Raw genomic sequence first — 25613 nt, 5'->3', positions numbered from 1 at the left:
CCGCCCGCGAATCCGGGCCTGCCCGGTGGGTTTTCCCGCGAGCATCGATCCAACCGGAACCGTGAATGTTAAAGCGAGGCTACTCCGCCGGCGCGCCCGCAACGTTTTGGCGCGTCGCTTCGATCATGCGGCGCCGGGCGCGGAAGACGCCCCATTGCTGGTCGACCAGCACGCCGATCAGGATCACGCCGCCCATCACGGCGAAGTTGAGCGAGGAGGGAATGCCGAGCAGGTTGACGAGGTTCTGCAATTCCTGCAGCAGCACGGTGCCGAGGATGACGCCGACCAGCGAGCCTTCGCCGCCACGCAGCGAGAAGCCGCCGAGCACCGCCGCCGCGATGGCATAAAGCTCGTAGAACTGGCCGTGGCTCGCCGGCGAGATCGAGCGCGTGTACATGGCGAAATAGATCGCCGACAGCGCCGTGAGCACGCCGCAGATGACATAGGCCGCGATGATCACCCGGCCCGTGCGGATGCCGGAATATTTCGCCGCTTCCTCGTTCTTGCCGATCGCATAGAGATAGCGGCCGAACACCGAGCGGTGCAGCACCACCCACATCACGATGGCGATGACGATCAGCGCGATGAAGGAGTTCGGCAGGCCATAGGAGCGACCCGCGGTCAGGAACTCGAGCGTCGGGAAATTCTGCCCGAAGGCGAAGCCAGCCGTGCCATCGGCGGTATAGAAGCGCGCCACGCCGCGATAGATCAGCAGGCCGCACAGCGTCACCACGAAGGGCTGCAGTTTCAGCCGCGTGATCAGCCAGCCATGTACGAAGCCGATGACGGAGCCGAGCGCGAGGATCAGCACGAAGGCCAGCGGCCAGCTCACCTCGCGCACCGCGATGAAGTCGATGAACAGCGTGCCGAGCAGGGCGATCACCGAGCCGACCGACAATTCGATGCCGCCGGTGATGATGACGAAGGCCTGGCCGATCGAAAGGATGCCGAACAGAGCGACCAGGTTGGAAGTGTTGGCGAGGTTGATCGCCGACAGGAACCGCGGATTGATGGCCGTCACCACCGCGCCGACCACCAGGATCAGGATCAGCAGGCCGAGATCTTTCTTGGTCATTGCGCTCCTCCCGCCACTTGCAGCAGTTTCGGCTTCTTGCCGACCGCCAGCAAGAGCACGTTCTCCTGGCTGAAATCGTCCTTGTCGAGGATGCCGGAGATCTGCCCCTCATGCATGACCGCGATGCGGTCCGACACGCCGATCACCTCTTCCATGTCGCTGGAGATCATCAGCACAGCGACGCCGGCGTCGGCCAGCGCCCGCATCAGCCCGTAGATCTCGGCCTTGGCGCCGATGTCGATGCCGCGCGTCGGCTCGTCCAGGATCATCACCTTCGGGTTCATCGCCAGCCATTTGGCCAGAACCACCTTCTGCTGGTTGCCGCCTGACAAAGTGCCGGTGCGGGTCAGGACCGACGGCGCCTTGATGCCGAGGTTTTTCTTCTGCTTTTCGGCCGTCGCGAGTTCAGCGCTGGCGGACACCAGCGAGCGCCTGGCGTGCGCCGGCAGATTGGGCAGCGAGATGTTCTGGGCGATCGACAGGTCGAGCAATATGCCGGTCAGCTTGCGGTCCTCCGGCACCAGGAAGATGCCGTTCGCCACCGCGTCCGCCGCCGAGCCTACATCGAGCGGCTTGCCGTCGAGGGTGACACTGCCTGCCAACCGCTCGTCGATGCCGAACAGCACGCGCGCCAGCTCCGTGCGGCCGGAGCCGACCAGGCCCGCGAGGCCGAGGATCTCGCCGTGCCTCAATTCCAGGCTGACCGGCCGGTCGGGATAGGTGCCGGTGCGGATCGCGTCCGCCGACAGGGCCACGCTGCCCGGCGCGCGGGCGGCTTCGCCGGCCTTCTCGCGTTCCTTCAGCATGCGGCCGATCATCAGCCTGACCATCTCGTCGTGATTGATCCGGTCCTTTGCCAGCGTGCCGGCCAGCGTGCCGTCGCGCAGCACCACGACACGGTCGGCGACGCGCTCGATCTCATGCAGCCGGTGCGAGATGAAGATGACGCTGATGCCTTGCGCCTTCAGGCCCTTGATGACGTCGAGCAGCTTTTCGGTCTCCGCCAACGGCAGGCTGGAGGTCGGCTCGTCGAGGATGACCAGCCGCGCCTTGATCGACAGCGCCTTGGCGATCTCGACCATCTGCTGCTGCGCGAGCGACAGCGACGCCACCGGCGCGTCGGCCGAGAAATTGGCGCCGACCCGCTTCAAGAGCGACGCCACCATCTCGCGCAGTTTCGCGCGGTCGACCAGCCTCAGCGGGCCGGCGCGCAGCGGCTCGCGGCCGAAGAAGATGTTGGCGGCGACGTCGAGGTTTTCGAAGAGGTTCAATTCCTGATGCACGAAGGCGATGCCTGAGCCGATGCTCTGCTCGACGGTCAATCCGTCATGCGCCGCGCCATCGACGGTGACGGTGCCGCTGTCCGGCCGCGTCACGCCGCCGAGGATCTTCATCAGCGTCGATTTGCCGGCGCCGTTTTCGCCGACCAGGCCTATGACCTCGCCGGGCCGGACATCCATCGAAAACCTGTCCAGCGCCACAACACCCGGATAGGTCTTGCGCACGGCCTCGAGGCTCAGGAACGGAGCGGCGATCGGTTGTGTGGAATCGGTAGAGGTCATCACGCCATAGTTTACCGCACGGGGCAACAGCCGGTGGCCCACAGACTGACGGGCCTTGGCGGGTCCGTCAATACGAACGCCGGCTCAAGGCGGACCCTTGAGCCGGCGTACCTGTTTTGGACCTAGTTGCCCGCCATCGCCTTGAGGTTGGCGGCGTAGGCGTCGACGTCATCCTTGCCGATGATCTTGGTCGGGATGATGATCAGGTTACCGTCCGGGATGCCCGACTTGTCGCCCTTGAGGTAGGCGGCCATCAGCTTCATGCCCTGATAAGCCCATTCGAACGGCTGCTGCACCACGGTCGCGGCGACCGTGCCTTCCTTGACGCCGCCCAGCGTGATCGGATCGTCGTCGAAGCCGACGACGGTGATCTGGCCGAGCTTGCCGGCATCGCGCAGCGCTTCGTAGATGCGCGGCGTGTTGTAGGAGTAGAAGCCGACCATGCAGGTGATGTCGGGGCTGGCGACCAGCGCGTCCTCGACATTCTTCTTGGCGCGCGCCTGGTCGATGTCGTCGCCGCGCACGTCGACCAGCTCGATCTTGCTGCCGGCGAGCCCGTCCTTCATGCCCTGGATGCGCTCCTTGGCGTTGTCGGCGCCGAGCAGGCCGACGAAGCCGAGGCACTTGCCGCCGTCCGGCATCGCCTTCTTGGCGATCTCGGCCGCCTGCTTGCCGGCATCGACATTGGACGAGCCGATATAGGCGACGCGCTTGGTCTGCGGCGCGTCCGAGTCGGTGGTGAACAGCGCCGTTTCCGACGCGATCTTGTTCAGCCCGTCGGTCGAGGTCTTGGGATCGACGGCCGAGACCATGATGCCCTTGACGCCTGCCGTCACCAGGTCGTCCATCAGCCGCTGCTGGATGGCGACCGAGGACTGTTCCGGATATTTGAGCTCGAGATTGTAGTCGGGCAGCTCGCCCTGCGCTTTCTTCACGCCGGCTTCCGCCGCCTTCCAGAAGTCTGACGCACCGTTGACGACGAAGGCCAGCGTCGGCTTGTCGTCGGCGCGCGCGCTGGCGCTTACCGACAGGCCGACAAGTAGGGCCGCCGCGGCGACAGATGCGTTACGGATCATGGATTTCATAGTTCAACCTCCCTTGTAGAACTTGCCTTGTAGAACTCTTCGCTGATGTCTCGGCTGCGGCGCGGATAACCCTCCTCCTCAAGGGTGTGGCGCAAAGGTCCGCCGACTTAAGAACGGTGCCGATCCGGCCGCGATCGAGACACTAGACACTCATGTGGCGTTCGTAAATAGTCCGATTTGTCTGACATTTTCGTGAGAATGGATGCAACCCCGAACCGGCGATGCCGCCGGATTCCGAACAAGCGTCCTTCGCACTTTGCCGGTACCGAGAGCGGAAGCCCGGACGGTTACGACGAGTTGACAGTAGAACGCTAACGGCTATTAGTAAAGAGTATTAGTTATGAGGCCGCGAGGCGTGCTTTCGACGCGGAGGAGACGCTGGTCGAAGGGCACGCCGGGAGTGAGGAGAGCGAACGCCGCAACGCTTGAAGCCGCGCGGAAATACGGGAATCGTCAGCATTGCTGACCTTGTCTGGCGGTTTCGTCGCGAAGCAGCGCAACCGGCGATTTGCCTATCGCGTTGCTAATATATATTAGCCTAGCGCGGCCTCGATGAACGCACCGACCATCTTGCCGTTGCCGTCGGCCTTTGCTTTAGAGCCGGCTGGGTTTGGGAAACGACCATGAGCGAACCGACGGAACTGAGCGATCCCCCTGGAGCTTCCAGGCGCCGCAAGCCGGCCGCCAAGCCCAAGGGACGCGTCACCATGACGGACATCGCGCGCGCCGCCGGCTGCTCGCAGGCGACGGTGTCGTTCGTGCTCAACAATTCGCCGGGCATCAGGCTGTCGCAGCAGACACGCGATCGGGTGATCGAGGCAGCCCGAGCGCTGGGCTATTCGCCTCCGGTCTTTTCGGCGCTGCGGCCGCCCGTGACACCGTTCGAAGGCCTCGACGGCGTCATTGGCTTCGCGGTCGACCAGCTCGCCACCAGCCCCGAGGCGGTGGTCGCCATCGAGGGCGCCCGGCAAGCCTCCTGGAACGCCGGCAATGTGCTTCTGGTGGCGCAGACCATGGGCGACGCGGTGATGGAGCCGCGCGCGATTTCAGCACTGACGAGGCGCGGCATCTCGGCGCTGATCTACATGACCATCTTCACCCGCGAGATCGCTGCGCCGGATTTCCTCTACAGCCTCGACATCCCGGTGATCCTGCTCAACTGCTACACCGCCGACTATGCCTTCCCGGCCGTGGTTCCCTCCGAGATCGCCGGCGGCCAGAGCGCGACAAGGCACCTGATCGCCCACGGCCATCGCCGAATCGCCACCATCACCGGCGAGCCTTGGATGCAAGCCGCGCAGGATCGACTGAAAGGTTATCGCCGCGCTTTAGCCACCGCCGACATCCCGTTCGATCCCGAGCTGGTGGTCGAGGGCGACTGGTCGGCCAGCGCCGGCTATGCCGCGACGGTCAAGCTTCTCGGGCTCAAGGAGCGACCGACCGCCATCTTCTGCCAGAATGACCGCACCGCGATCGGCTGCTACGAAGCGCTGAAGGAAGCAGGCCTGCATATCCCGCAGGACATCTCCGTGGTCGGCTATGACGACGAGGAGATCGCCCGCCATCTCTTCCCGCCGCTGACGACCTCCATCCTGCCGCATCTGGCGATGGGCCAATGGGCGATCGAGCAACTGGAAACGCCGCCAACGCCGGGCCGCGGCCGCTATCCCATCACCAAGCTCGAATGCCCGCTGGTGGAGCGGGAGAGCGTGGCAGACGTGAAGGGAGCGGTACGGTGAGACTTCGCAAGGATGCAGCACGAAAGGATGTGATTTGGATTCGGGTATCGGCTGGGACGAAGGCTATGCTCAGCCGTGCCGCAAATTTACGTGGGAAGAAGCTGTCTAAGTTTGTGTTGGAAAGCGCCCGCAGGCAGGCCGAGGAAACCATTCTCGATCAGCGTATCTTCCTTCTTGATGCCGAGACACATCAAAAATTTCTTGATCTGCTTGATGCTCCGGATATGCCGTCTGAAGAGCTTCGCGGGCGCATGATCCACAGACCCGCCTGGGAGCGCTAGTGGCATTGCACAGGGATTTTGACCGGTCGGCTCTGTTTGCGTTGGTGGCATGCGTTGGAGATTGGCCGAAACGCGCAATCGCGATCGTCATTCTAGGGCGGAGCAGGAGCGAAGCTCCGTCGCGAAGACCCTAGAATCCATGCCGTTACCTTCGCCAAGGCGTGCGACGGAGCAGAATTCTGCACCGCGGCAACGCTTCGAAGTCACGGCATGGATTCTATGGTCTGCGCCGCGTCGCTTCGCTCCTTGCTCCGCCATAGAATGACGATGTATCGGGCGGCTTCAACCAATCCCCGGCGTTTGCGCTGATTTCACGGACATGAATGGAAAATCCTGCACCAAGACAAACGGCAACCTTTCAAAATCCCTGTGTCTGTGGACTAGTATCGGTTGGTTGGGCCGCTCGGATTCCGTTACCCATTCGCAGAAATCCAGCATCAAACTGAAGTGCGCGCAGCTGTGAGATCGCCCACATAAACGCCTGTGTGCGCCACGCTATCCTTGCACCGATTGCGATCGCTCTGTGCCTTGGCAGCAATTCCGCCGAGGTTTAGCTTGGGCTCATATGGGGAGGCACCAATGACATCCACCTTCACGGTCCATGCCGCATCCGGTTATGAGCAGCTGATGGGACGCTGGAGCCGCAGGCTCGCGCCCAAGTTCATCGATTTCGCCGGGCTGGCCGGCGGCGAAAAGATCCTCGATGTCGGCTGCGGCACCGGCAGCCTGACCTTCGAATTGGCAAAATCGGCCGATCTTGCCGAGATCCAGGCCATCGACTTTTCGCCGGTCTTCGTCGACGCGGCCAGGCAGCGCAACACCGATCCTCGCGTCACCATCGGCCAGGGCGATGCCACGGCGCTGCCATTCGCGGATGCCGCGTTCGACCGCGCGCTGGCGCTGCTGGTGCTGCACTTCGTGCCGGAGGCCGGCAAGGCGGTGGCCGAGATGCGCCGCGTGGTGCGGCCGGGCGGCGTGGTCGCGGCCGTGGTCTGGGACCATTACGGCGGCATGACCGCCATGCGCATGGTAATCGACACTGTCGCGGCGCTCATCGAAAGCGGACGCCAGCTGCGCAGCCGCTATTGCTTCCAGCCGATGATGCAGCCGGGCGAGATGAAGCGGACCTTTGTCGAGCAGGATCTCGTCGATGTCAGCGAAGCCGAATTGATGATCCGCATGGACTACGCGGATTTCGACGACTTCTGGGCGCCGATCGGCGCCGGCGAAGGCTCGCTCGGCAAATACCTGACCACATTGGCTGCGGCCGAGCGGGAGCGTGTCGAGGCCGCCGTCCGCGATGCCTATCAAGCAGGCCGGCCCGACGGCCCGCGATCCTTCGCCAATGTCGCCTTGGCCTGCCGCGGCATCGTGCCCTGAGACTCAGGGCCGGCAATGCGTCAGTTGCCGGCGGCGGCTACCGAAGCATTGATCTCCCAGCCGTCGACCCAGACCTGCCGCAGCCGGTCGCCCTCGCCCTTGAACCACAGGCCCGCCGCCCGGCAGTCCTCGATGCGGTCGCTGCGAAAATTGCGGATGGCCTGGCGCAACTCGCACCAGGCGACGATGTTGGCGGTCTCGGCATAGTAGATCAGCGCGACCGGACGGATGATGCGGCCGGTCGGCCGTCCCGCCTCGTCGCGATAGGAGAGGCTGAGCTTCTCCTCGTCGCGGATGGCGCGGCGGACCAGCGCGAGGTCGACGGCCGAAGCGGAAGGTGCTGCAAAGCCCCAGGCATGGAGGGCGTTGGCGTCCAGCGTCTGCCGCAAGGGCGGCGGCACGGCGCCGGCGATCTTGGCGCCGACGCGTTTGGCAGCCTGCTTGAGCTCGTCGTCGCCGGTGCGCTCGAGCAGCGCAAGCGACAGCACGATCGCCTCCATCTCCTCGATGGAAAACATCAGCGGCGGCAGGTCGAAGCCTGGTCGCAGGATGTAGCCGATGCCGCGCCCACCCTCGATCGGAACACGCATGGCCTGAAGCGCCGAAATGTCGCGATAGACCGAGCGTACCGTCACTTCCAGCCGCTCGGCGATCGTGGCCGCCGTCACCGGCTTCTTGGCCAGCCGCAGGATCTGGATGATCTCGAACAGGCGCGAGGCCTTGCGCATTTTCTCACCCGGCTGAAATGCAACTGACACATCCCCGTCAGTTGGGATCGCCTATAGGGCCGCCTACCCGCTTGAAAATCAACAGATTCCTTTGCGTGCAGGCGGATAATGCGACAGGCAACTGACATGAGCTATGGCGAAAATCTCTGGCTGTTCTTCGTGCTTCTGTTCGGCATCATCGCCGTTCCGGGCATGGACATGCTGTTCGTGCTGGCCAATGCGCTGACCGGCGGCAGCAACAGGGGTCTCGCCGCCACCGCCGGCATCATGTTGGGCGGCGCGGTGCACACGCTGAATGGCGCGGTCGGCGTCGGACTGCTCATGCATTTCGTGCCGATCCTGTTCACGCCGCTGCTGATCGCCGGCGCCGCCTACATGGCCTATATCGGCATTTCGCTGATGCGCAGCTCGATCACCGTCGGCGACGACGGGCCTACGGGGAGCCGCTCGGCGTGGAAGGCGTTTCGCCAGGGACTGGTCACCTGCCTGATCAATCCAAAGGCCTATCTCTTCATCCTAGCCGTCTATCCGCAATTCCTGAAGCCGGCTTACGGTCCGGTCTGGATGCAGGCGACAATCATGGGATTGCTGACGGTCGCCACGCAGGCGGCGATCTATGGCGGGCTCGCCGTTACAGCGGGGCGAAGCCGTGGGCTGCTGGTCGACAATCCGCAAGCGACCATCCTGGCGGGACGGGGCGCCGGACTGCTTTTGTTTGCCGTTTCGATATTCACGGCGTGGGAAGGGTTGAGGGCGGCGTGATCGCCGCCCTCACCTTTTCGCTCAGGCAGCACCCTGCCGGCTGGCGAGCATCTCACGCTTCACCGACCGGCGCCATTCGACGGCGCCGGCAAGGCCGTGCAGCACCGTCTCCGTGGTCGCCCAGTCGATGCAGCCGTCGGTGATGCTCTGGCCGTAGGTAAGCGGCTTGCCGGGCACGACGTCCTGCCGGCCGGCGACGAGATTGCTCTCGATCATGACGCCGATGATGCGCTCGTCGCCCGCGGCAACTTGCCCTGCCACGTCATGCGCGACCTTCGGCTGGTTCTCCGGCTTCTTGGCGCTGTTGGCGTGGCTGACGTCGATCATCAGCCGCGGCGCGACGCCAATGCGGCCGAGTTCGGCGGCGGCCGCGTCGACGCTTGCGGCATCGTAGTTCGGCGTGATGCCACCACGCAGGATGACGTGGCAATCCTCATTGCCGGTGGTCGTGGCAATGGCGCTACGGCCGCCCTTGGTCACCGCCATGAAGTGATGCGGCTGGGCGGCCGACTTCACCGCTTCACCGGCGATCCGAAGATTGCCGTCGGTGCCGTTCTTGAAGCCGACCGGGCAGGAGAAGCCCGACGCAAGCTCGCGATGGATCTGGCTCTCGGTGGTGCGCGCGCCGATGGCGCCCCAGGCGACGAGGTCGGCGATGTATTGCGGCGTCGTCATGTCGAGGAATTCGGTCGCCGCCGGCAGGCCGAGATTGTTGACGGCCGACAGCACGTTGCGCGCCATGCGCAAGCCCTTGTCGATGTTGAAGCTGCCGTCGAGGTCGGGATCGTTGATGAGGCCCTTCCAGCCGACCGTGGTGCGCGGCTTCTCAAAATAGACGCGCATGACGATCTCGAGCCGGTCGGCCAAGGCCTCGCGCAGCGCCGCCAGACGGCTGGCGTAGTCCACGGCGGCGACCGGATCGTGGATGGAACAAGGGCCGACGATGACGACCAGTCGATCGTCGGCCCCCGTGAGGATGGAATGGATGGCGTTGCGCGAGGCGGCAACGGTGCGCGTCGCCGTAAGTGAGCGCGGTATCTCGCGCATCACCTCGTCCGGCGTGCTCAGGACCTTGAGTTCCTTGACCCGAAGGTCGTCTGTTGTGGTCAACACGGCTTTCTGCTCCTGGTTAGGAGACCTGCCGGCTTGTAACAAAAAAGCCGCCAGGTCTGGCGGCTTGTCGGATTTTTTGATCTGGAGTTTTCAGATCGAGCGCAATCCTCCCGCCGCCAGCGAGCTGTAATAAAAGTACCAAAACGAGGCGGTCAGGTGGATCATGCGGCTCATATAGTCGATGCTGGGGCGTTTGTCACGTGCCTGTTGAGGCTGGCAATTTCGGGTGGGGCCGAACCTTCGCGATTTCGTCATTCCAGGGCGAAGCAGGAGCAAAGCTCCGTCGCGAAGACCCTGCAATCCATGCCGTTACATTGGCCGAAGAGCGCGGCGATGCATAATTCTGGACCGCAGCAACGCTCTGGAGACGCGGCATGGATCCTCGGGTCTGCGCCGCGTCGCTTCGCTCCTTGCTCCGCCCGTGGATGACGAAGTGACTTGCGTCGCCGCCAGGTTCCCCTGCAACTATTCGCCGATGACACCAGCGATGTTCTGGTCGTAATCGACAAGCGAGCCGGTCATGACGCCGGCCTGCGGGCTCAGCATATAGGTGACCAGCCGGGCAAGCTGGGCCGGCTTGACCAGCTGGCCCATGGGCTGCGCGGCCTCGGCCTTGTCCAGCCAGTCATCGGGCGCGTCGTGCCACTTCTTCTGCACGATCGCCTCGCCTTCGGTATCCATCCATCCCGGCAGCACGGCATTGCAGCGGATGCGGTTCTTCCGATAGGAGCTCGCGACGTTCTTGGTCAGCGTCATCAGCGCGCCCTTGCTGGTCGAATAGGGCGTGAGGAAGGATTGGCCGGCATGCGCCGACATCGACAGCACGTTGACGATCGAGCCGGGCGCCTTGCGCTCGAGCAGATGCGCGACGAGACCCTGCATCAGGAAGAACGGCCCGCGCACATTGGTGTCGAAGATCTGGTCGAAAAGCTCCTCCGAGGTCTCGACCAGCGAGCCGCGCGCGGAAGTGGCGGCGGCGTTGACCAGCGCGTTCAGCGTTCCGAAGTGCTTGATCGCGGTCTCGACGGCGCGCTTGCAGTCGGCGACCTTGGCGACATCGGCGCTGATGAAGATGGCGTCGACGCCGTTTTTCTTCAGCGCCGCGACCGCCCTGTCGCCCTTCTCCTGCGAGCGGCCGATCAGGGCCAGCGCGCGGCAGCCCTCGTCGACCAAGGCTTCCGCAACTGCGAAGCCGATGCCCTGCGCGCCGCCGGTGACGATGGCGCGCGTTTCTGAATTGCGACCGGCCAAACCGTTCATCGCTCTGCTCCTTGGTTAGATTTCAATGGTCTCGCGAGATTCGTCATTCCAGGGCGAAGCAGGAGCGAAGCTCCGTCGCGAAGACCCTGGAATCCATGCCGTGACGTCGCGCGAAGAGGGCTGCGCCGCAGAATTCTGCACCGTAGCACCGCCTCAACGTCACGGAATGGATCCTCGGGTCTGCGCCGCGTCGCTTCGCTCCTTGCTCCGCCCGTGGATGACGACGTGATAAGCGTTGCGGCCAATCGCCAAGCGTTGGAGACAGACAATCCGACCACCATCGAGATACCTGCCTCATCGAGTCAATCGATGCGGATGGTCTTGCCCGTCTTGGCCGACTGCAAGGCCGCATCCGCCAGCTTCAGCGCAATCAGCCCATCCTTGCCGCTCGGCGCCGCCTTCTTGCCGGCAGTCGCCGCGGCGATGAAGGAGGCGATCTCGTTGGCATAGGCGTCGATGTAGCGGGTCATGAAGAAGTCGTGCAGCGGCGGGCGGGTGTAGCCCTTGTCGTTGGCGAGCTCGATCGACACCGGCCGCTGGTTCTCGGCCGCTACCATGCCCTTGGAACCATGCACCTCGATGCGCTGATCGTAGCCATAGGTGGCGCGGCGCGAGTTGGAGATGACGGCCTGCTTGCCGGAGGCGGTTTCAAGGATCACGCTGACGCTATCGAAATCGCCGGCTTCGCCGATCTTCTTGTCGACCAGCACCGAAGCGTGGGCGCTGACGGCGACCGGCTCCTCGCCGAGCAGGAAGCGCGCCATGTCGAAATCATGGATGGTCATGTCGCGAAAAATGCCGCCAGAGCGGGCGATGTAATCGAGCGGCGGGGCGCCGGGATCGCGCGAGGTGATGGTGACCATCTCGACCGTGCCGATGGCGCCGTCGTCGATCGCCTTGCGCACGGCGGCGAAATGCGGATCGAAGCGGCGGTTGAAGCCGACCATCAGCGTGGCCTTGGTCTTCTCGACAACGGCCAGGCATTTTTCGACGCGCTCGACGGAGAGATCGATCGGCTTCTCGCAGAAGATCGCCTTGCCGGCCTTGGCGAAGCGCTCGATCAGATCGGCATGGGTGTCGGTCGGCGTGCAGATGATGACGGCGTCGATGTCCCCGGACTTCTCGATGGAGTCGATGCTGCGCACTTCCGCGCCATAGGCGGCCGCGAACTCCGTCGCCGCTTTCTCGAAGGCATCGGCCACGGCGACCAGCTTGGCCTGCGGGTTGGAGGCGACGGCGCGGGCATGCACCTTGCCGATGCGGCCGGCGCCGAGGAGAGCGAAGCGGAGTGTCATGGAATGTCCTTCGAGCGTGGGTTTGTAGGCATATCCGCGCCTTCCGGCGCGGATGATTGGTTTGATCCCGTCGTGGCGCCCGTCAGGCGGCCTGCAGTTCCGCCTGTCCGGTCTTGGCGCCGGTGATGTAGGCGACGATGTCGTTGCCGTCGGTGTCCTGCTTGCGCAGGTTGGCGACGATCTTGCCGCGGCGGAAGACGACGATGCGGTCGACCAGGTCGAACACCTGGCGCATGTTGTGGCTGACCAGGATCAGCGGCTCGCCGTTTTCCTTCAGCGTGCGGATGATGTTTTCGACCTGCGCCGTCTCCTGCACGCCGAGCGCCGCCGTCGGCTCGTCCATGATGATCAGCTTGGAGGCGAAGGTCGCGGTCCGCGCGATCGCCACGCATTGGCGCTGGCCGCCGGACATATGGCGGATGGTGCTGGAGAGGTTCGGGATCTTCACCGCCGTGCGGACAAGTGCTGCCTCCGTCGCCTTGCGCATCGCCTTGCGGTCGAGGATCGAGAACGGCCCGAGATTGAACAGCACCTTCTCGCGGCCGAGGAACAGGTTCGACGGCACGTCGAGGTCGTCGGCCAGAGCGAGGTTCTGGAACACTGTCTCGATGCCCGCCTCGCGCGCCTCGATCGGGCCGGCGAAATTCACCTCCTTGCCGTCGAACCAGATCTTGCCGTCGGTGCGCTGCTCGACGCCGGTGATCTGGCGCACGAAGGTCGACTTGCCGGCGCCGTTGTCGCCCATGATGGCGACGTGCTCGCCCTTGCGCAGCTCGAAATTCGCCTCCTGCAAGGCGTGCACGCCGCCATAATGCTTGGTGAGGTTTTCGGTCTTCAGAACGATGTCGGACATGGTCAAGCTCCTATCGCGCGGCGGCGCTGGCGCCATTGATCGAGAACGACCGCACCGACGATGATCACGCCCTTGACCATCTCCTGATAGTAGGCGTCGAGACGCAGGAAGGTGAAGCCGGAAATGATGACGCCGAAGATCAGCGAGCCGATCACGGTGCCGATGATGGAGCCGCGGCCTCCCGACAGCGAAACGCCGCCGATGACCGCCATGGCGATGGCGTCGAGCTCGTACATGACGCCCATGCCGGCCTGGGCGGTGAGGTTCTTGGAGCAGAGCACCACGGCGGCAAGCGAAGCGAGGATGCCGGCGATGGCATAGACCAGCACCTTGTGGTTGGCGATCTTGATGCCCGACATGCGCGCGGCATCCTCGTTGGAGCCGATGGCGTAGCAATGCTTGCCGTATTTCGTATAGCTCAGGATGAGCTGGAACAGGAGCGCCAGCGAGATGAAGATGACGACAGGCATCAGGCCCTTGCCGATGGCCGCGAAGCTCTCGGTCGGGAACGAGATTGGCTGGCCCTTCGACCACCATTTGGCGATGCCGCGGGCGGTGACCATCATGCCGAGCGTGGCGATGAATGGCGGAATGCGGGTGTAGGCGATCAGAAACCCGTTGATCAGGCCGGCAAGCAGGCCGCATCCGATCGCGACCAGCAGCGGCACGATGACCGGCAGGTCGGTCCAGCCTTGCGCCAGGAACATCGCCTTGGGGTTGGGGTTGCCGTTGACCGTCGCCACCTGGGCGAAGCTCATGGCGATCATCGCGGTGGCGCCGACGATCGAGCCTGAGGACAGATCGATGCCGCCGCAGATGATGACCTGGGTGACGCCGATGGCGATGATGCCGACGATCGACACTTGCAGGATGATGATCTGCAGGCGCTGCTCGTTGAAGAGCCCGGAAACATTCTCGCGGGTGTTGAACAGGAAGCTGTCGCCGAGGAAGACGCGGCCGATCAGCTCGAAGGCGACGACGAGGATGACCAGCGCCAGGAACACGTTGAACTCGGCCGGCCAGGGGCGTTTCTTGGCGTCATAGCTCAGCCCGCCAATGCCATGCGATGTCTGTGACACGTCTTTTCCTCCGTCGGGGCGCACTTGTGCTGCCTCCCGCGCGACGGGAGGAAGGGCGGAGCGGCGCGTTTGTTCCTATTGGATGCGCCGCCCCGTATCGAGGCGCCTCAGTTCTTCTTCAAGAACTTGTCGATGTTCGCCGGCGTCACGAGCTGGAACGGGATGTAGACCTTGTGGTCCACCTTCTCGCCCTTGGCGAGCTTCAGCGCCGCGTCGAGCGCGCCGGCGCCCTGGCCGGCAGCGTCCTGGAAGACCGTGACGTCGAGATCGCCAGCCTGCATCGCAACCAGCGCGTCCTGGGTGGCATCAACGCCGCCGACGACCACCGACTTCATGTCGATGTTGGCCGCCTTCATCGCCTGGATGGCGCCGATGGCGCTTTCGTCATTGTTGGCGATGACGCCGTCGAACGCCTTGCCGGACGACAGCCAGTTGGTCATCAGGTTCTGCGCCTGGTCGCGGTCCCAGTTCGAGGTCTGCTTGTCGATGATCTTGATGAAGCTGCAGTCCGGCGTGGCGATGACTTCCTCGATGTCCTTGGTGCGCTGCACCGCGGCCTGGTTCGAGAGCTCGCCCATGATCACATAGACATTGGCTTCCTTTTTGCCGGCTTCCTTGAGCAGGCGGCAGGCTTCCTTGGTCTCGAGCGTGCCGGATTCGGCCTCGTTCGAAGCGACGAAAGCCTGGTTGTCCGGCAGCGAGTCGACATTGACCGGCTGGCGGTTGACATAGACCAGCGGGATCTTGGCCGCGGCGGCCGCGTCCGACATCGCCTGCGTGGCAGAGGTGTCGACCGGATTGACGATGATGGCGTCGACGCCCGAGGCGGCGAAGTTCTTGATCTGGTCGAGTTGCTTGGCGACGTCGTTCTGTGCGTCTTCGACCTGCAATTCGACACCGCTCATGCCCTTGGCCTGCGCGATCATGCCGTTGCGCAGCACGGTCAGGAAGTTGTCGTCGAATTTGGCCATCGAAACGCCGATCTTGGCGGCGAAGGCGGATGAACACATCAGCGCCGAAAGCGCGACGCCCAAAAGCAGTTTCTTCATTTTATCTCTCCTCCACTTGGTGTCCGGCTGCACCCATTGAACCGGAATCCCCGGTTTGCCCGGGGAATCTCTCCCTGCGGCCACGCCCTTCGGTGGAACGCCTCCTCCGTTCGAACAGACGCTTCGGAACGAAAGAACCAAAAAGCCTAGCTAGTGAAATATTTATTCCATTTCGTTTGGAAACGTCAAGGGTGATTCCGACCGGGGCAGCCGGTTTTTCGATCACTATCGGCGTGACGAAGACCAAAACCGTCGAAACTCGCGCCCGAATCCGAATGAACCGCGATGAAAGAATACATCAGCCTGATGGATTCTTTCACATCGATTCCGTCGCTCCGGGGGCCAGTTCCCCGACACAGGGCCCAATGTCGTCATTCTATGGCGGAGCAAGGAGCGAAGCGACGCGGCGCAGACCATAGAATCCATTCCGTGACTTGGGAGCGTTGCCGCGGTGCAGAATTCTGCTCCGTTGCACGCCTTGGCGAAGGTAACGGCATGGATTCCAGGGTCTTCGCGACGGAGCTTCGCTCCTGCTCCGCCCTGGAATGACGATCGCGATTGCGCGTTTCGGCCAATCTCCAAGGCATGCCGCCTGCCAACGCAGCCGATCGATCAAAATCCCTGTCGCTTTGAGCTCTAGATATTTTCCGGCAGGTAGATGTCGAAGGGCAGGAAGGTCTGTCCCGGCGCATTGGCGGCGCCGCTTTCGATGGCATGGGCCATCAGCCCGACGAGCTCCCGGCAGAGTGCCGCGAGCGGCGTCGAGATGACCATGGTGAGGATGTTGTCGGCGAGCGCGGCGCGCGAGACGGCGTTGATCTCGTTGCAGATGACGACCGGCATCTCGGCCGGGCGCGCCGCCCTCAGCGCCGAGACCGCGCCCTCCATGCCGCCGCCGGCGACGTAGCAACCGGCAAGATCGGGATGACGCGCCAGAAGATCCAGCATGGCGTCATGCGTGACGTCATTGGCCTCGAGGTTGACCAGCGTCTCCATCACGGTGAAGTCCGGCGCGTGCTCGCGGAAATAGGAGCGGAAGCCGATCTCGCGCAGCTCATGGCCGTGGAAGCGATGGCTGCCGACGAAGAGCGCGACCTTGCCTGGCTTCCTGGCGGCCTTGGCGATCATCCAGGCGGCGCTGCGCCCGACCTTGCGGTTGTCGAGACCGACATAGCCCTCGCGGATACCGGCGGCAAAATCGGACAGCAGCGAGAAGACCGGCTGCCCCCTCGCCTTCAGCGCCTCCACGACCGCCGTCAGCGTCGGATGATCCGGGCCGACGACTGCGATGGCCCTCGACTTCGCCGCCAGCCCACGCATTTGGGCGGCAATCTCGTCGGGCGCCAGCGAGGCGGCGAAATCGACAGTCGCAACGCCGCGAAAGCGTTGCGATTGCGCGACCGCCAGCTCGAGCTCCCCGGCGAAATCACCATAGAAAACGTCATTGCCCCTCAGCAGCAGGAAGCCGAGCCGGTATTCCGGCAGTTCCTGGCGCATGCGCTGCTTGATCAGTCCCGCCGCGTGATAGCCGATCTCGGTGGCGGCCTCGTAGACCCGGCGCGCCGTCTCCTCGCGCACAGGCAGGCGGCTGTTCAGCACCCTGTCGACGGTAGCGACGCTGACGCCCGAGACGCGCGCGAGATCGGTAATGGTCGGCCGCTTTGCCATGAATGCTCCATCGCTTATCCGGCAGAGGATATCTCATCCTGATAGGAAATGATAGAAACTATCTTTCTGATGTTGAGCCTATCATAGGCTGGCGGTATGTTGAAGTGGAAGCCGGCCATGGACGAGCCCGGACCTGCCGGAGCCGTTCACCGGGCGCTGTTGGAGGAACCTCAATGACGGCCATGACGTCTTCGACGGCGCCGCCACGCGACTACAGCCTGACCGGCCGCGATGCAAAACGCGCCATCGAGAACGGGCTGGCGGCGGCCGAATGGTACCACACCGAGATCCCGCGCAAGCAGATGAAGGAGCTGATGCAGCGCTCCGACCAGCCGGCGATCCGCGACACCGTCATATGGCTGGCCGCTTTCATCGTCAGCGCCGCGGGCGGCATCTGGTTCTGGGGCAGCTGGTGGTGCGTGCCGTTCCTGTTCGTCTACGGCACGCTCTACGGTTCCTCGACCGATTCCCGCTGGCACGAATGCGGGCACGGCACGGCCTTCCGCACGCAATGGATGAACGATGCCGTCTACCAGCTCGCCTGCTTCATGATCATGCGCAACCCGGTGACCTGGCGCTGGAGCCACACGCGCCACCATACCGACACCATCATCGTCGGCCGTGATCCGGAAATCGCCGTCATGCGGCCGCCGGACCTTGCGCGCGTGGTGCTCAACTTCTTCGGCATCCTCGACGCCTGGCACGCTGTGACCGACATGGTGCGCAACGCCGCCGGAATCATCAGCGCCGCGGAAAAAACCTTCATTCCAGAGCAGGAGCAGCCTAAGGCGATCCGGGTGGCCCGCATATGGCTCGCCATCTACGTCGCGACCATCGCCTTGGCCCTCTACCTGCATTCCTGGCTGCCGCTGATGCTGATCGGCCTGCCCCGGCTCTATGGCGCCTGGCACCACGTCATGACCGGCCTGCTGCAGCATGGCGGCCTCGCCGACAATGTCGTCGACCACCGCCTGAACAGCCGCACGGTGCTGATGAACCCGATCAGCCGCTTCATCTACTGGAACATGAACTACCATGTGGAGCATCACATGTTCCCGATGGTGCCCTATCACGCGCTGCCGAAGCTGCATGAGATGATCAAGCACGACCTGCCGGCGCCGACGCCTTCGATCCTGGCCGGTTATCGCGAGATGGTCCCGGCCTTCCTGCGCCAGTTGCGCAACGAGGATTATTTCCTCAAGCGCGCGCTGCCGCCGACGGCGAAGCCCTATCGCGAGGAACTGCATAACGATATTCCGATGGCTGCCGCCGCGGAGTGAGGGATATTCGCTGGAGGACGAGATGAGCGACTGGGTCGAGGCCTGCGCGGCCGGAGACATCGATGAAGAGGACGTGATGCGGTTCGACCATGCCGGCCGCACCTTCGCCATCTACCGCAGTCCGGACGACGAATATTTCGCGACCGACGGCCTGTGCACGCATGAGAAGGTGCATCTGGCCGACGGGCTGGTGATGGACGACATCATCGAATGCCCGAAGCACAACGGCCGCTTCAACTACAAGACCGGCGATGCAAGAGGCGCGCCGGTCTGCGTCAACCTGAAGACCTATCCGGTCAAGGTCGACGCCGGAAAAGTTCTTGTTCAGGTCGGATGACGACGATGACGGCGGGGATGGTGATCATTGGAGCCGGCGAATGCGGCGGGCGCGCCGCACTCGCCCTGCGCGATCTCGGCTATGAAGGGCCGGTCACGCTGGTCGGCGACGAGCCGCACCTGCCTTATGAGCGGCCGCCGCTGTCGAAGGAAGCGATGACCGGAGAGGCCCCGGCGATCAAGGCGATCGCCACCGACGCGCTTTTCGCCGAGCGCTCTATCCGGCACATCCATTCCGTCCGGGCCGTCGCGATCGATCGTGCAGCCCATACCGTGCAGTTGTCGGACGGCTCTTCCCTTTCCTATGACAAGCTGCTGCTGGCCACCGGCTCCGTGCCGCGCCCGCTGCCGATGCCGGGTCTCGGGGGGCGTTGCGTCTATCTCAGAACCTTCAACGACGCTTTGGCCATCCGCGCTCATCTTAGCGCCGGCAACCGCGTCGCCATCATCGGCGGCGGCTTCATCGGCCTCGAGCTCGCCGCCGCGGCGCGCAAGCTCGGCGCCGCCGTCACCGTCATCGAGGCGCAGCCGCGCATCCTGATGCGCGGCGTGCCGGCCGAGATCGCCGAGATCATCCACAAGGCGCATGAGGCGGAGGGCGTTGCGATCCGCACCGGCCAGGGGATCGCGGCGATTGACGATGACGGCGCGGAGGTCGGCATCACGCTGGCCCACGGCCAGAAGGTCATCGCCGATCTCGTGGTGATCGGCATCGGCGCCGTGCCGGTGACGGCGCTTGCCGCCGAGGCGGGACTTGCGATCGACAACGGCATCGCCGTCGACCAGCATTTGCGCACCGCCGACCCGGATATCTTCGCCGCCGGCGATTGCTGCTCGTTCCCGCTTGCCGTCTATGGCGGCCGGCGGGTCCGGCTGGAAGCCTGGCGCAACGCGCAGGAGCAGGGCGCACTGGCTGCGAAGAACATGCTGGGCGCCGATGAGGCGCATGCCGCCGTGCCGTGGTTCTGGTCGGATCAGTACGGCCTCACGCTTCAGATCGCCGGGCTGTCGGACGAGGGCCGCTCGATCGTGCGGCGCGACCTCGACGACGGAGCCTTCATCCTGTTCCATTTGGCCGAAGACGGCAGGCTGGTGGCGGCGAGCGGCATCGGCCCGGGCAATGCGGTGGCGCGCGACATCCGCCTGGCGGAGATGCTGATCGCCAGACGAGCGAAGCCGGCGCCGGAAGCGCTGGGATCGCAAGCGGTCAAGCTGAAGTCGCTGCTGGCGGCGTGAGGTTTTCTAGAAAAGCGCCTTCAGCTCATCCAGCTTGTCGTTGACCAACCAGCCGTAATAATTTTCCTCGGGCAGCTTCTCCGGTTCGCCGGCGGCGCGGCGCTTGTCGTTCTCGGCCTTCAGCGCATAGGCGCGCTCTTCGGGGTTGCCGACATTGTAGAGCGTGGCGGTCAGGCCCGGATTTTTCGAGATGTCGAAGCCGGCGATGCCGCGGTAGGCGTCGATGGACTTCTTGATGGTCGCGGCAACGTAAGGCAGCGTCAGGTCCGGGTCCATGATGGTCTTGTAGACCGCGTTGGGATCGCCGACGTCGAGCCTGGGTAGGCCCGAGACCTTGTGCACCAGGTCGCTCATCTGCAGCGCCGTCAGCGGGTTCAACTGGCCGAGCCCGAAGGTCTGGCCGGCATAATAAGGCTGGAAGAAGGTGGCGCCGAAGCGGTCGTTGGGGAAGTCCTCGCCGCCGACGGTCTTGCCGCGGAAGGCGCGGTTCCACACCTGCTCACGGCATTCCCAAAGGTCGTAGCTGTCGTCTGCGCCGGCGCATTTCTTGAATTCGGGCCGCTGGATGAAATCCGAGACGTCCTCGCCGTGATAGGCGAAGGAAAGCTTGCTCGACAGGTATGAGATCGCCTTGACGTAATAGGTCTGCAGGCGGTCATAGGCGTCAACATTATAGGTATGCTCGCCGACGATGGCGCCGACGATATGCATGGGGTCAATGCCGTAGGCCGCTGCCGCCTTCCTGATCTTGGCACGAAGGTCGGCGTCGTTCTGCAGCAGCGCGTAGACCTTGCGGTACTTGGCCTGGAAGGTTGTATTGGTGGCCTGGGTGCGCCGGCTGGACGCGCCCGGAATATCCGGCTGCACGCTGTTGCGGTTGCCTGGAGGCACGGTGGTCGCTGCGTCGGCGGTTGCCACCGCCGCCGCTAAGGCCATGCCGAGAAAAAGCAGGATAAGTTTCTTCATGCGCCGCCGCTTTCGAATGAGCGGCAAACTAGGTAAAGCGCATGGCAGAGTCGAGAGAAGGCTTCGAGCTGCCAGCAAAAATGGTGGCCTGATGCTTCCATTTGGCCACACTTTGGATTGGGAAGGGTGTTTCGGGGCGGCTCGAAGTCGGGGCACCGGGAGGCCGTTTCGGGTTGGCTACGAGAGCCGGCCCGAACTAGTGGCGCTGCACAGGGATTTTGACCGGCCAGCTCTGTTTGCTTTGGCAAGCGGCATGCCTTAGAGATTGGCCGAAACGCCCATCACGATCGTCATTCTAGGGCGGAGCAAGAGCGAAGCTCCGTTGCGAAGACCCTGGAATCCATGCCGTTACCTTCGCCAAGGCGTGCAACGGAGCAGAATTCTGCACCGTGGCGGCGCTTCCAAGTCACGGCATGGATTCTATGGTCTGCGCCGCGTCGCTTCGCTCCTTGCTCCGCCATAGAATGACGACGTTGGGGGCAGCTTCAGCCAAATCCCGAGCGTTTGCGCTGATTTCGCGGAAATCTTGCACCAAGACAAACGGCAACCTTCCAGATTCCCATGTCGAGGAACTAGGAGCTTAAAGGATGAACCGCGACAGGTCGGTGTTTCTGGACAGGTCGCCGACATGCTTCTCGACATAGGCGGCGTCGATGGTGACGGCCGTGCCGTTGCGGTCCGGGGCGTCGTAGGAGATCTCGTCCAGCACGCGCTCCATCACTGTCTGCAGGCGCCGGGCGCCGATATTCTCGACGCTGGCGTTGAGATCGACTGCGATGCCGGCAAGCGAATCGATGGCGTCGTCGGTGAAGGTCAGCTCGACGCCTTCCGTCTTCATCAGCGCGATATACTGCTTGATGAGGCTCGCCTCCGTCTCGGTGAGGATGCGGATGAAATCCGCCTTCTCCAGCGCGCGCAGCTCGACACGGATCGGCAGGCGACCCTGCAGCTCGGGCAAAAGGTCCGACGGCTTGGAGACGTGGAAGGCGCCCGAAGCGATGAACAATATATGGTCGGTCTTGATCGGTCCATATTTGGTCGCGACGGTGGTGCCTTCGACCAGCGGCAGCAGGTCGCGCTGCACGCCTTCGCGCGACGGGCCGCCCGAAATGTCGCTCCTGGCCGCGATCTTGTCGATCTCGTCGAGGAAGACGATGCCGTCATTCTCTGCCGATTCCAGCGCCCTGCGCACCACCTCGTCCTGGTCGAGCAGCTTGTCGGATTCGTCGTTGACCAGCAGCGCGTAGGAATCGCGCACCGTGGTCTTGCGGGTCTTGGTCCTGCGGCCGCCCATCGCCTTCGACAGCATGTCGTTGATGTTGAGGACGCCGACATTGGCGCCGGGCATGCCGGGGATCTCGAAACCGGGCATGCCGCCGGTGCCGGTGTCGGCCACCTCGATCTCGATCTCCTTGTCGTCAAGCTCGCCGTCGCGCAGCTTCTTGCGGAAAGAGTCGCGGGTCGCCGGGCTCGCCGTCTTGCCGACAAGGGCTTCCAGCACGCGCTCCTCGGCATTGACCTGGGCGCGCGCGCTGACATCGCCACGCATCTTTTCGCGCGCCAGGCCCATGGCGACCTCGACGAGGTCGCGCACGATCTGCTCGACATCGCGGCCGACATAGCCGACCTCGGTGAACTTGGTCGCCTCGACCTTGACGAAGGGCGCGCCGGCCAGCCGCGCCAGGCGGCGCGAGATCTCGGTCTTGCCGACGCCGGTCGGGCCGATCATCAGGATGTTCTTCGGCATCACCTCTTCGCGCATCTGGCCTTCCAGCTGCTGGCGGCGCCAGCGGTTGCGCAAGGCGATCGCCACGGCGCGCTTGGCGTCCTTCTGGCCGATGATGAAGCGGTCGAGTTCCGAAACGATTTCGCGGGGAGAAAAGGTGCTCATAAGACTCAAATTCCACTTTGCCACTGCTTGATGGACTCGAACGGATGCAGCAGCATGATCACGTTGAGCGTCAGATTGTCCCGGATGATGTAGCCCGTGCCGAGCTCGAAGATGAGCGCCAGGGCCACGATCACCCATATAGGTAGCTTTCGCGCCATCACAAATCCCAGCGCCATGAACAGCGTGTCGGACACCGAGTTGATGATCGAGTCGCCGTAATAGTTGAGCGAGATGGTGCCGGCGCGGTAGCGGTCAATGATGAAGGGGCTGTTTTCCAGAAGCTCCCAGCCGCCTTCGATGAGGACCGCAAAGGCGAGCCGCAGCCCGACCGGCGAGCGCGGGAACAGCGCCCAGGCCAGCGCATAGAACAGGAAGCCGTGGATGATGTGCGAGAAGGTGTACCAGTCGGCGATGTGCTGGGAATTCTCCGAGCTGTTGACCACGCCGTGCCAGAGCTTGACGTAGCCGCAGGTGCAGATCGGCGGATGGCCCATGCCGTACAAGGCGCCCGCCTGGAAGATGACCAGGGCAAGCACGAGCAGCAGGCCCATGCGCCAGCTGTCTTCATAGGCCGAAAGCGTCTTGCCCTCTCCGGATGCGGTCATTGCCTCAGTCCCCCAGATTTTCATCGTCGTCGGCCGCATCGACGGCCATCAGCACGACGTCCCCATATTGCGAATGCCTGCGGCCGATCGGCCTGAAGCCGGCTTTCTCATAGGCGCGGATGGCGCGGCCGTTGTCGGGATGCGGATCGATGATGACGCGCGGCACGCCTTCCTCGAACAGCTCCTCGACGAACTGGCGCACGATCGCCGAGCCATGACCGATACCGACCAGCTCCGGCGGGCCGATCGACAGATCGATGCCAAGCGTGCCGAAGGGCTGGTCGGCGTATGGATGGTCGTCCTCCATATGCGGGTCGTAACTCTGCAGATAGGCGATCGGCCTGCTGTCCAGCTCGACGATCAGCGGCTCCACCGAGACCGAATCCATATGCTCGCGGATCTCGGCGATTTCCTTTGCCGGATCGTCCCACCATTGGGCGACGTGCGGCTCCTTGAGCCAGCCCGCGATCATCGCCAAGTCTTTTTCCGTGACCGGCCGAAAATCATATGGCTGAACGCGCTCAAGCGGCATCGAGCGTTTCGACGACGAAATTGTTGTTGGTGTAGACGCAGATGTCGGACGCGATCTGCATAGCCTTGCGGGCGATCTCCTCGGCGTCCTTGTCGGTGTCGATCAGCGCGCGGGCAGCCGCCAGCGCGTAATTGCCGCCGGAACCGATGGCCATGACGCCATGCTCGGGCTCCAGCACGTCGCCATTGCCGGTCAGCGCCAGCGAGACCGACTTGTCGGCGACCAGCATCATGGCTTCCAGGCGGCGCAGATAGCGGTCGGTGCGCCAGTCCTTGGCGAGCTCGACGCAGGCGCGCGTCAGCTGGTCGGGATATTGCTCGAGCTTGGCCTCGAGCCGCTCGAGCAGGGTGAAGGCGTCGGCGGTAGCGCCGGCGAAGCCGGCAATGACGCTGCCGCCCTTGCCGATGCGGCGCACCTTGCGGGCGTTGCCCTTCATGATGGTCTGGCCAAGGCTGACCTGGCCGTCGCCGGCGATCACGACCTTGCCGCCCTTGCGCACGCTGATGATGGTCGTGGCGTGCATGGTGAGTTCATTCGACATTTTAGCTCCGATTCGCGCTATCCCTCTGGAAAGGCGATTGGCGCGGTACGAGTGAGTTTTGATCGGCCATATGTATGCATAGGGCCAACGATTGCAAACCACCCCTCAGCCGAGGCCGATAGCGGCCGGAATGGCAACTGGCAATCGCCGGATCATGCTGATAGAAGGCTTTCGTTTTCAAGCCCTGGCGCCTCCGAACAGGGCAACAAGGACAGAGCGATGACGCGTTCGGCCGAAGTCAGCCGCAAGACCAAGGAAACCGAGATTTCGGTCTCCGTTGATGTCGACGGCAAGGGAAAATCCGATATTTCGACCGGCGTCGGCTTCTTCGACCATATGCTCGACCAGCTGTCGCGGCATTCGCTGATCGACATGACGATCAAGGCAAAGGGCGACCTGCATATCGACGACCACCACACCGTCGAGGATACCGGGATCGCGATCGGCCAGGCGCTTGCCAAGGCGCTTGGCGAGCGACGCGGCATCATGCGCTACGCCTCGATCGACCTCGCCATGGACGAGACGCTGACCAAGGCGGCGATCGACGTCTCCGGCCGGCCGTTCCTGGTCTGGAACGTCGCCTTCTCGTCGCCGAAGATCGGCGCGTTCGACACCGAGCTGGTGCGCGAGTTCTTCCAGGCGCTGGCGCAGAATGCCGGCATCACGCTGCATGTGACCAACCATTACGGCGCCAACAACCATCATATCGCCGAGACCTGCTTCAAGGCGGTGGCGCGGGCGCTGCGCGCGGCGCTGGAGCGCGATCCGCGCCAGCCTGACGCGGTGCCTTCCACCAAGGGATCCCTGAAAGGATAGCCCTATGGCGATCTATGTCGTGATGCAGCCGCCGGCTGGCGGCAACAAAGCCGAGGACGCGATTTTCGTGCGCGACAGCTTCACCTGGCTGGGTTTCCTCGTCGCGCCGCTGTGGCTCGCCTGGCACCGGCTGTGGATCGAGGCGGCCCTGACCTTCATCGTCATGGCGCTCCTGTCGGTGCTCGGCGAGAGGCTCGGGCTCGAAGGGGCCGGATCGCTGCTGTCGCTGCTGGTCTCGCTCTATGTCGGATTTGAAGGCCGGGGCCTGCGCATCGCTTCGCTGCGCCGGCGCGGCTGGCGGGAATGGGGTGTGGTCGAGGCCGGCGATCTCGGCGATGCCGAGACGCGCCAAGCGCTGGAAATCGCCGAGGATGTCGAGGAGGCGGCGCCAATGCCGCGCATCGTGCCGGACGCGTCGCTGGCCCGTCCGCCACAGACAGGCATGGCGCTGGGACTGACCCATACGCCTGGAAGGCCCTGA

At 63.8% G+C, this 25613-nt stretch carries 25 protein-coding genes; 9 read left to right on the top strand and 16 right to left on the bottom strand.

Translation table 11 applies throughout. From position 1 onward, the window contains the following. Positions 1 to 79 precede the first annotated feature (79 nt). From FJ956_RS11330 to FJ956_RS11320, 3 genes are all read right to left on the bottom strand, one after another. Positions 80 to 1075, bottom strand: coding sequence for an ABC transporter permease (locus FJ956_RS11330; RefSeq protein ID WP_140674342.1), 996 nt, complete (start codon positions 1073 to 1075; stop codon positions 80 to 82). Continuing rightward, positions 1072 to 2637, bottom strand: coding sequence for a sugar ABC transporter ATP-binding protein (locus FJ956_RS11325; RefSeq protein ID WP_140674340.1), 1566 nt, complete (start codon positions 2635 to 2637; stop codon positions 1072 to 1074). Before FJ956_RS11325 ends, FJ956_RS11330 begins: the two co-directional genes overlap by 4 nt. Before the next feature lie 122 nt (positions 2638 to 2759). Continuing rightward, positions 2760 to 3722 (bottom strand): sugar-binding protein, encoded by a 963-nt coding sequence (locus FJ956_RS11320; protein ID WP_140674338.1) that lies wholly within the window; start codon positions 3720 to 3722, stop codon positions 2760 to 2762. A gap of 623 nt (positions 3723 to 4345) precedes the next feature. Between FJ956_RS11320 and FJ956_RS11315 the strand changes: the two genes are divergently transcribed. The 3 genes from FJ956_RS11315 to FJ956_RS11305 all read left to right on the top strand — a co-directional run bounded on the left by FJ956_RS11315 (position 4346) and on the right by FJ956_RS11305 (position 7122). Continuing rightward, positions 4346 to 5461 carry a LacI family DNA-binding transcriptional regulator gene (locus FJ956_RS11315; protein WP_181170120.1) on the top strand — a complete coding sequence of 372 codons (1116 nt, stop codon included), beginning with the start codon at positions 4346 to 4348 and terminating at the stop codon, positions 5459 to 5461. Next, complete coding sequence (locus tag FJ956_RS11310) at positions 5458 to 5742, top strand: DUF1778 domain-containing protein (RefSeq protein ID WP_210241575.1); 285 nt, start codon at positions 5458 to 5460, stop codon at positions 5740 to 5742. The genes FJ956_RS11315 and FJ956_RS11310 overlap by 4 nt, the downstream gene beginning before the upstream one ends. Before the next feature lie 579 nt (positions 5743 to 6321). Then, complete coding sequence (locus FJ956_RS11305; RefSeq protein WP_140674334.1) at positions 6322 to 7122, top strand: class I SAM-dependent methyltransferase; 801 nt, start codon at positions 6322 to 6324, stop codon at positions 7120 to 7122. Between the two features lie 20 nt (positions 7123 to 7142). Here the strand turns inward: FJ956_RS11305 and FJ956_RS11300 are convergent, their stop codons facing one another. Beyond that, the gene (locus FJ956_RS11300) at positions 7143 to 7850 is read right to left on the bottom strand and encodes a YafY family protein (RefSeq protein ID WP_140674332.1); all 708 of its coding nucleotides are present in this window, start codon (positions 7848 to 7850) and stop codon (positions 7143 to 7145) included. Between the two features lie 126 nt (positions 7851 to 7976). On the opposite strand from FJ956_RS11300, the gene FJ956_RS11295 reads away from it, so the two are divergent. Continuing rightward, entirely contained in the window at positions 7977 to 8612 is a 636-nt protein-coding gene (locus FJ956_RS11295) for a LysE family translocator (protein ID WP_140674330.1), read from the top strand. 21 nt (positions 8613 to 8633) lie between these two features. Here FJ956_RS11295 and FJ956_RS11290 read toward each other — a convergent pair whose 3' ends face one another. From FJ956_RS11290 to FJ956_RS11260, 7 genes are all read right to left on the bottom strand, one after another. Beyond that, positions 8634 to 9725 carry a 3-deoxy-7-phosphoheptulonate synthase gene (locus FJ956_RS11290; protein WP_140674328.1) on the bottom strand — a complete coding sequence of 364 codons (1092 nt, stop codon included), beginning with the start codon at positions 9723 to 9725 and terminating at the stop codon, positions 8634 to 8636. Positions 9726 to 10190: 465 nt separating this feature from the next. Beyond that, positions 10191 to 10985 carry an SDR family oxidoreductase gene (locus FJ956_RS11285; RefSeq protein WP_140674326.1) on the bottom strand — a complete coding sequence of 265 codons (795 nt, stop codon included), beginning with the start codon at positions 10983 to 10985 and terminating at the stop codon, positions 10191 to 10193. A 302-nt stretch (positions 10986 to 11287) separates the two neighbouring features. Beyond that, positions 11288 to 12280, bottom strand: coding sequence for an inositol 2-dehydrogenase (iolG, locus tag FJ956_RS11280; protein WP_140674324.1), 993 nt, complete (start codon positions 12278 to 12280; stop codon positions 11288 to 11290). A gap of 82 nt (positions 12281 to 12362) precedes the next feature. Then, the gene (locus FJ956_RS11275; protein WP_140641685.1) at positions 12363 to 13133 is read right to left on the bottom strand and encodes an ATP-binding cassette domain-containing protein; all 771 of its coding nucleotides are present in this window, start codon (positions 13131 to 13133) and stop codon (positions 12363 to 12365) included. A gap of 2 nt (positions 13134 to 13135) precedes the next feature. After that, complete coding sequence (locus FJ956_RS11270; protein WP_140674322.1) at positions 13136 to 14212, bottom strand: ABC transporter permease; 1077 nt, start codon at positions 14210 to 14212, stop codon at positions 13136 to 13138. Between the two features lie 107 nt (positions 14213 to 14319). Further along, the gene (locus tag FJ956_RS11265) at positions 14320 to 15261 is read right to left on the bottom strand and encodes a sugar ABC transporter substrate-binding protein (protein ID WP_140674320.1); all 942 of its coding nucleotides are present in this window, start codon (positions 15259 to 15261) and stop codon (positions 14320 to 14322) included. Between the two features lie 636 nt (positions 15262 to 15897). Next, entirely contained in the window at positions 15898 to 16929 is a 1032-nt protein-coding gene (locus FJ956_RS11260) for a LacI family DNA-binding transcriptional regulator (RefSeq protein WP_140674318.1), read from the bottom strand. Between the two features lie 173 nt (positions 16930 to 17102). Between FJ956_RS11260 and FJ956_RS11255 the strand changes: the two genes are divergently transcribed. Genes FJ956_RS11255 through FJ956_RS11245 form a run of 3 tightly spaced genes read left to right on the top strand, consistent with a single transcriptional unit; the run spans position 17103 to position 19781 of the window. After that, a complete protein-coding gene (locus FJ956_RS11255; RefSeq protein ID WP_246672002.1) occupies positions 17103 to 18209 on the top strand; it encodes a fatty acid desaturase family protein in 1107 nt (368 codons plus the stop codon). A 22-nt stretch (positions 18210 to 18231) separates the two neighbouring features. After that, a complete protein-coding gene (locus tag FJ956_RS11250; protein WP_140674315.1) occupies positions 18232 to 18546 on the top strand; it encodes a MocE family 2Fe-2S type ferredoxin in 315 nt (104 codons plus the stop codon). Next, positions 18543 to 19781, top strand: coding sequence for an FAD-dependent oxidoreductase (locus FJ956_RS11245; RefSeq protein WP_181170119.1), 1239 nt, complete (start codon positions 18543 to 18545; stop codon positions 19779 to 19781). Before FJ956_RS11250 ends, FJ956_RS11245 begins: the two co-directional genes overlap by 4 nt. A gap of 6 nt (positions 19782 to 19787) precedes the next feature. Here the strand turns inward: FJ956_RS11245 and FJ956_RS11240 are convergent, their stop codons facing one another. The 5 genes from FJ956_RS11240 to hslV form a co-directional block, all read right to left on the bottom strand. Further along, positions 19788 to 20747, bottom strand: a complete 960-nt coding sequence (locus FJ956_RS11240; RefSeq protein ID WP_140674310.1) for a DUF1402 family protein — start codon at positions 20745 to 20747, stop codon at positions 19788 to 19790. A gap of 580 nt (positions 20748 to 21327) precedes the next feature. Continuing rightward, a complete protein-coding gene (gene hslU, locus FJ956_RS11235) occupies positions 21328 to 22638 on the bottom strand; it encodes an ATP-dependent protease ATPase subunit HslU (RefSeq protein WP_140674308.1) in 1311 nt (436 codons plus the stop codon). Positions 22639 to 22643: 5 nt separating this feature from the next. Next, positions 22644 to 23243, bottom strand: coding sequence for a DUF2585 domain-containing protein (locus tag FJ956_RS11230; protein ID WP_140674306.1), 600 nt, complete (start codon positions 23241 to 23243; stop codon positions 22644 to 22646). 4 nt (positions 23244 to 23247) lie between these two features. Then, the gene (locus FJ956_RS11225; RefSeq protein WP_140674304.1) at positions 23248 to 23775 is read right to left on the bottom strand and encodes a GNAT family N-acetyltransferase; all 528 of its coding nucleotides are present in this window, start codon (positions 23773 to 23775) and stop codon (positions 23248 to 23250) included. Further along, entirely contained in the window at positions 23765 to 24316 is a 552-nt protein-coding gene (hslV, locus tag FJ956_RS11220; RefSeq protein ID WP_140674302.1) for an ATP-dependent protease subunit HslV, read from the bottom strand. Before hslV ends, FJ956_RS11225 begins: the two co-directional genes overlap by 11 nt. Before the next feature lie 219 nt (positions 24317 to 24535). Between hslV and hisB the strand changes: the two genes are divergently transcribed. Together hisB and FJ956_RS11210 are read left to right on the top strand one after the other, a co-directional pair. Further along, positions 24536 to 25132, top strand: coding sequence for an imidazoleglycerol-phosphate dehydratase HisB (hisB, locus tag FJ956_RS11215; RefSeq protein WP_140674300.1), 597 nt, complete (start codon positions 24536 to 24538; stop codon positions 25130 to 25132). 4 nt (positions 25133 to 25136) lie between these two features. Then, entirely contained in the window at positions 25137 to 25613 is a 477-nt protein-coding gene (locus FJ956_RS11210; RefSeq protein ID WP_140674298.1) for a DUF2628 domain-containing protein, read from the top strand.

The organism is Mesorhizobium sp. B2-4-3 (assembly GCF_006442815.1).
Lineage (GTDB): Bacteria > Pseudomonadota > Alphaproteobacteria > Rhizobiales > Rhizobiaceae > Mesorhizobium.
The sequence above is the reverse complement of the archived record's forward strand: the minus strand, read 5'-3'. Positions and strand labels throughout refer to the sequence as shown.

Coding starts and splice junctions, on each gene's coding strand:
- FJ956_RS11330 (WP_140674342.1), bottom strand. CDS start 1,075: ATGACCAAGAAAGATCTCGGCCTGCTGATCCTGATCCTGGTGGTCGGC.
- FJ956_RS11325 (WP_140674340.1), bottom strand. CDS start 2,637: ATGACCTCTACCGATTCCACACAACCGATCGCCGCTCCGTTCCTGAGC.
- FJ956_RS11320 (WP_140674338.1), bottom strand. CDS start 3,722: ATGAAATCCATGATCCGTAACGCATCTGTCGCCGCGGCGGCCCTACTT.
- FJ956_RS11315 (WP_181170120.1), top strand. CDS start 4,346: ATGAGCGAACCGACGGAACTGAGCGATCCCCCTGGAGCTTCCAGGCGC.
- FJ956_RS11305 (WP_140674334.1), top strand. CDS start 6,322: ATGACATCCACCTTCACGGTCCATGCCGCATCCGGTTATGAGCAGCTG.
- FJ956_RS11300 (WP_140674332.1), bottom strand. CDS start 7,850: ATGCGCAAGGCCTCGCGCCTGTTCGAGATCATCCAGATCCTGCGGCTG.
- FJ956_RS11295 (WP_140674330.1), top strand. CDS start 7,977: ATGAGCTATGGCGAAAATCTCTGGCTGTTCTTCGTGCTTCTGTTCGGC.
- FJ956_RS11285 (WP_140674326.1), bottom strand. CDS start 10,985: ATGAACGGTTTGGCCGGTCGCAATTCAGAAACGCGCGCCATCGTCACC.
- iolG (WP_140674324.1), bottom strand. CDS start 12,280: ATGACACTCCGCTTCGCTCTCCTCGGCGCCGGCCGCATCGGCAAGGTG.
- FJ956_RS11275 (WP_140641685.1), bottom strand. CDS start 13,133: ATGTCCGACATCGTTCTGAAGACCGAAAACCTCACCAAGCATTATGGC.
- FJ956_RS11265 (WP_140674320.1), bottom strand. CDS start 15,261: ATGAAGAAACTGCTTTTGGGCGTCGCGCTTTCGGCGCTGATGTGTTCA.
- FJ956_RS11260 (WP_140674318.1), bottom strand. CDS start 16,929: ATGGCAAAGCGGCCGACCATTACCGATCTCGCGCGCGTCTCGGGCGTC.
- FJ956_RS11255 (WP_246672002.1), top strand. CDS start 17,103: ATGACGGCCATGACGTCTTCGACGGCGCCGCCACGCGACTACAGCCTG.
- FJ956_RS11250 (WP_140674315.1), top strand. CDS start 18,232: ATGAGCGACTGGGTCGAGGCCTGCGCGGCCGGAGACATCGATGAAGAG.
- FJ956_RS11245 (WP_181170119.1), top strand. CDS start 18,543: ATGACGACGATGACGGCGGGGATGGTGATCATTGGAGCCGGCGAATGC.
- FJ956_RS11240 (WP_140674310.1), bottom strand. CDS start 20,747: ATGAAGAAACTTATCCTGCTTTTTCTCGGCATGGCCTTAGCGGCGGCG.
- hslU (WP_140674308.1), bottom strand. CDS start 22,638: ATGAGCACCTTTTCTCCCCGCGAAATCGTTTCGGAACTCGACCGCTTC.
- FJ956_RS11230 (WP_140674306.1), bottom strand. CDS start 23,243: ATGACCGCATCCGGAGAGGGCAAGACGCTTTCGGCCTATGAAGACAGC.
- FJ956_RS11225 (WP_140674304.1), bottom strand. CDS start 23,775: ATGCCGCTTGAGCGCGTTCAGCCATATGATTTTCGGCCGGTCACGGAA.
- hslV (WP_140674302.1), bottom strand. CDS start 24,316: ATGTCGAATGAACTCACCATGCACGCCACGACCATCATCAGCGTGCGC.
- hisB (WP_140674300.1), top strand. CDS start 24,536: ATGACGCGTTCGGCCGAAGTCAGCCGCAAGACCAAGGAAACCGAGATT.
- FJ956_RS11210 (WP_140674298.1), top strand. CDS start 25,137: ATGGCGATCTATGTCGTGATGCAGCCGCCGGCTGGCGGCAACAAAGCC.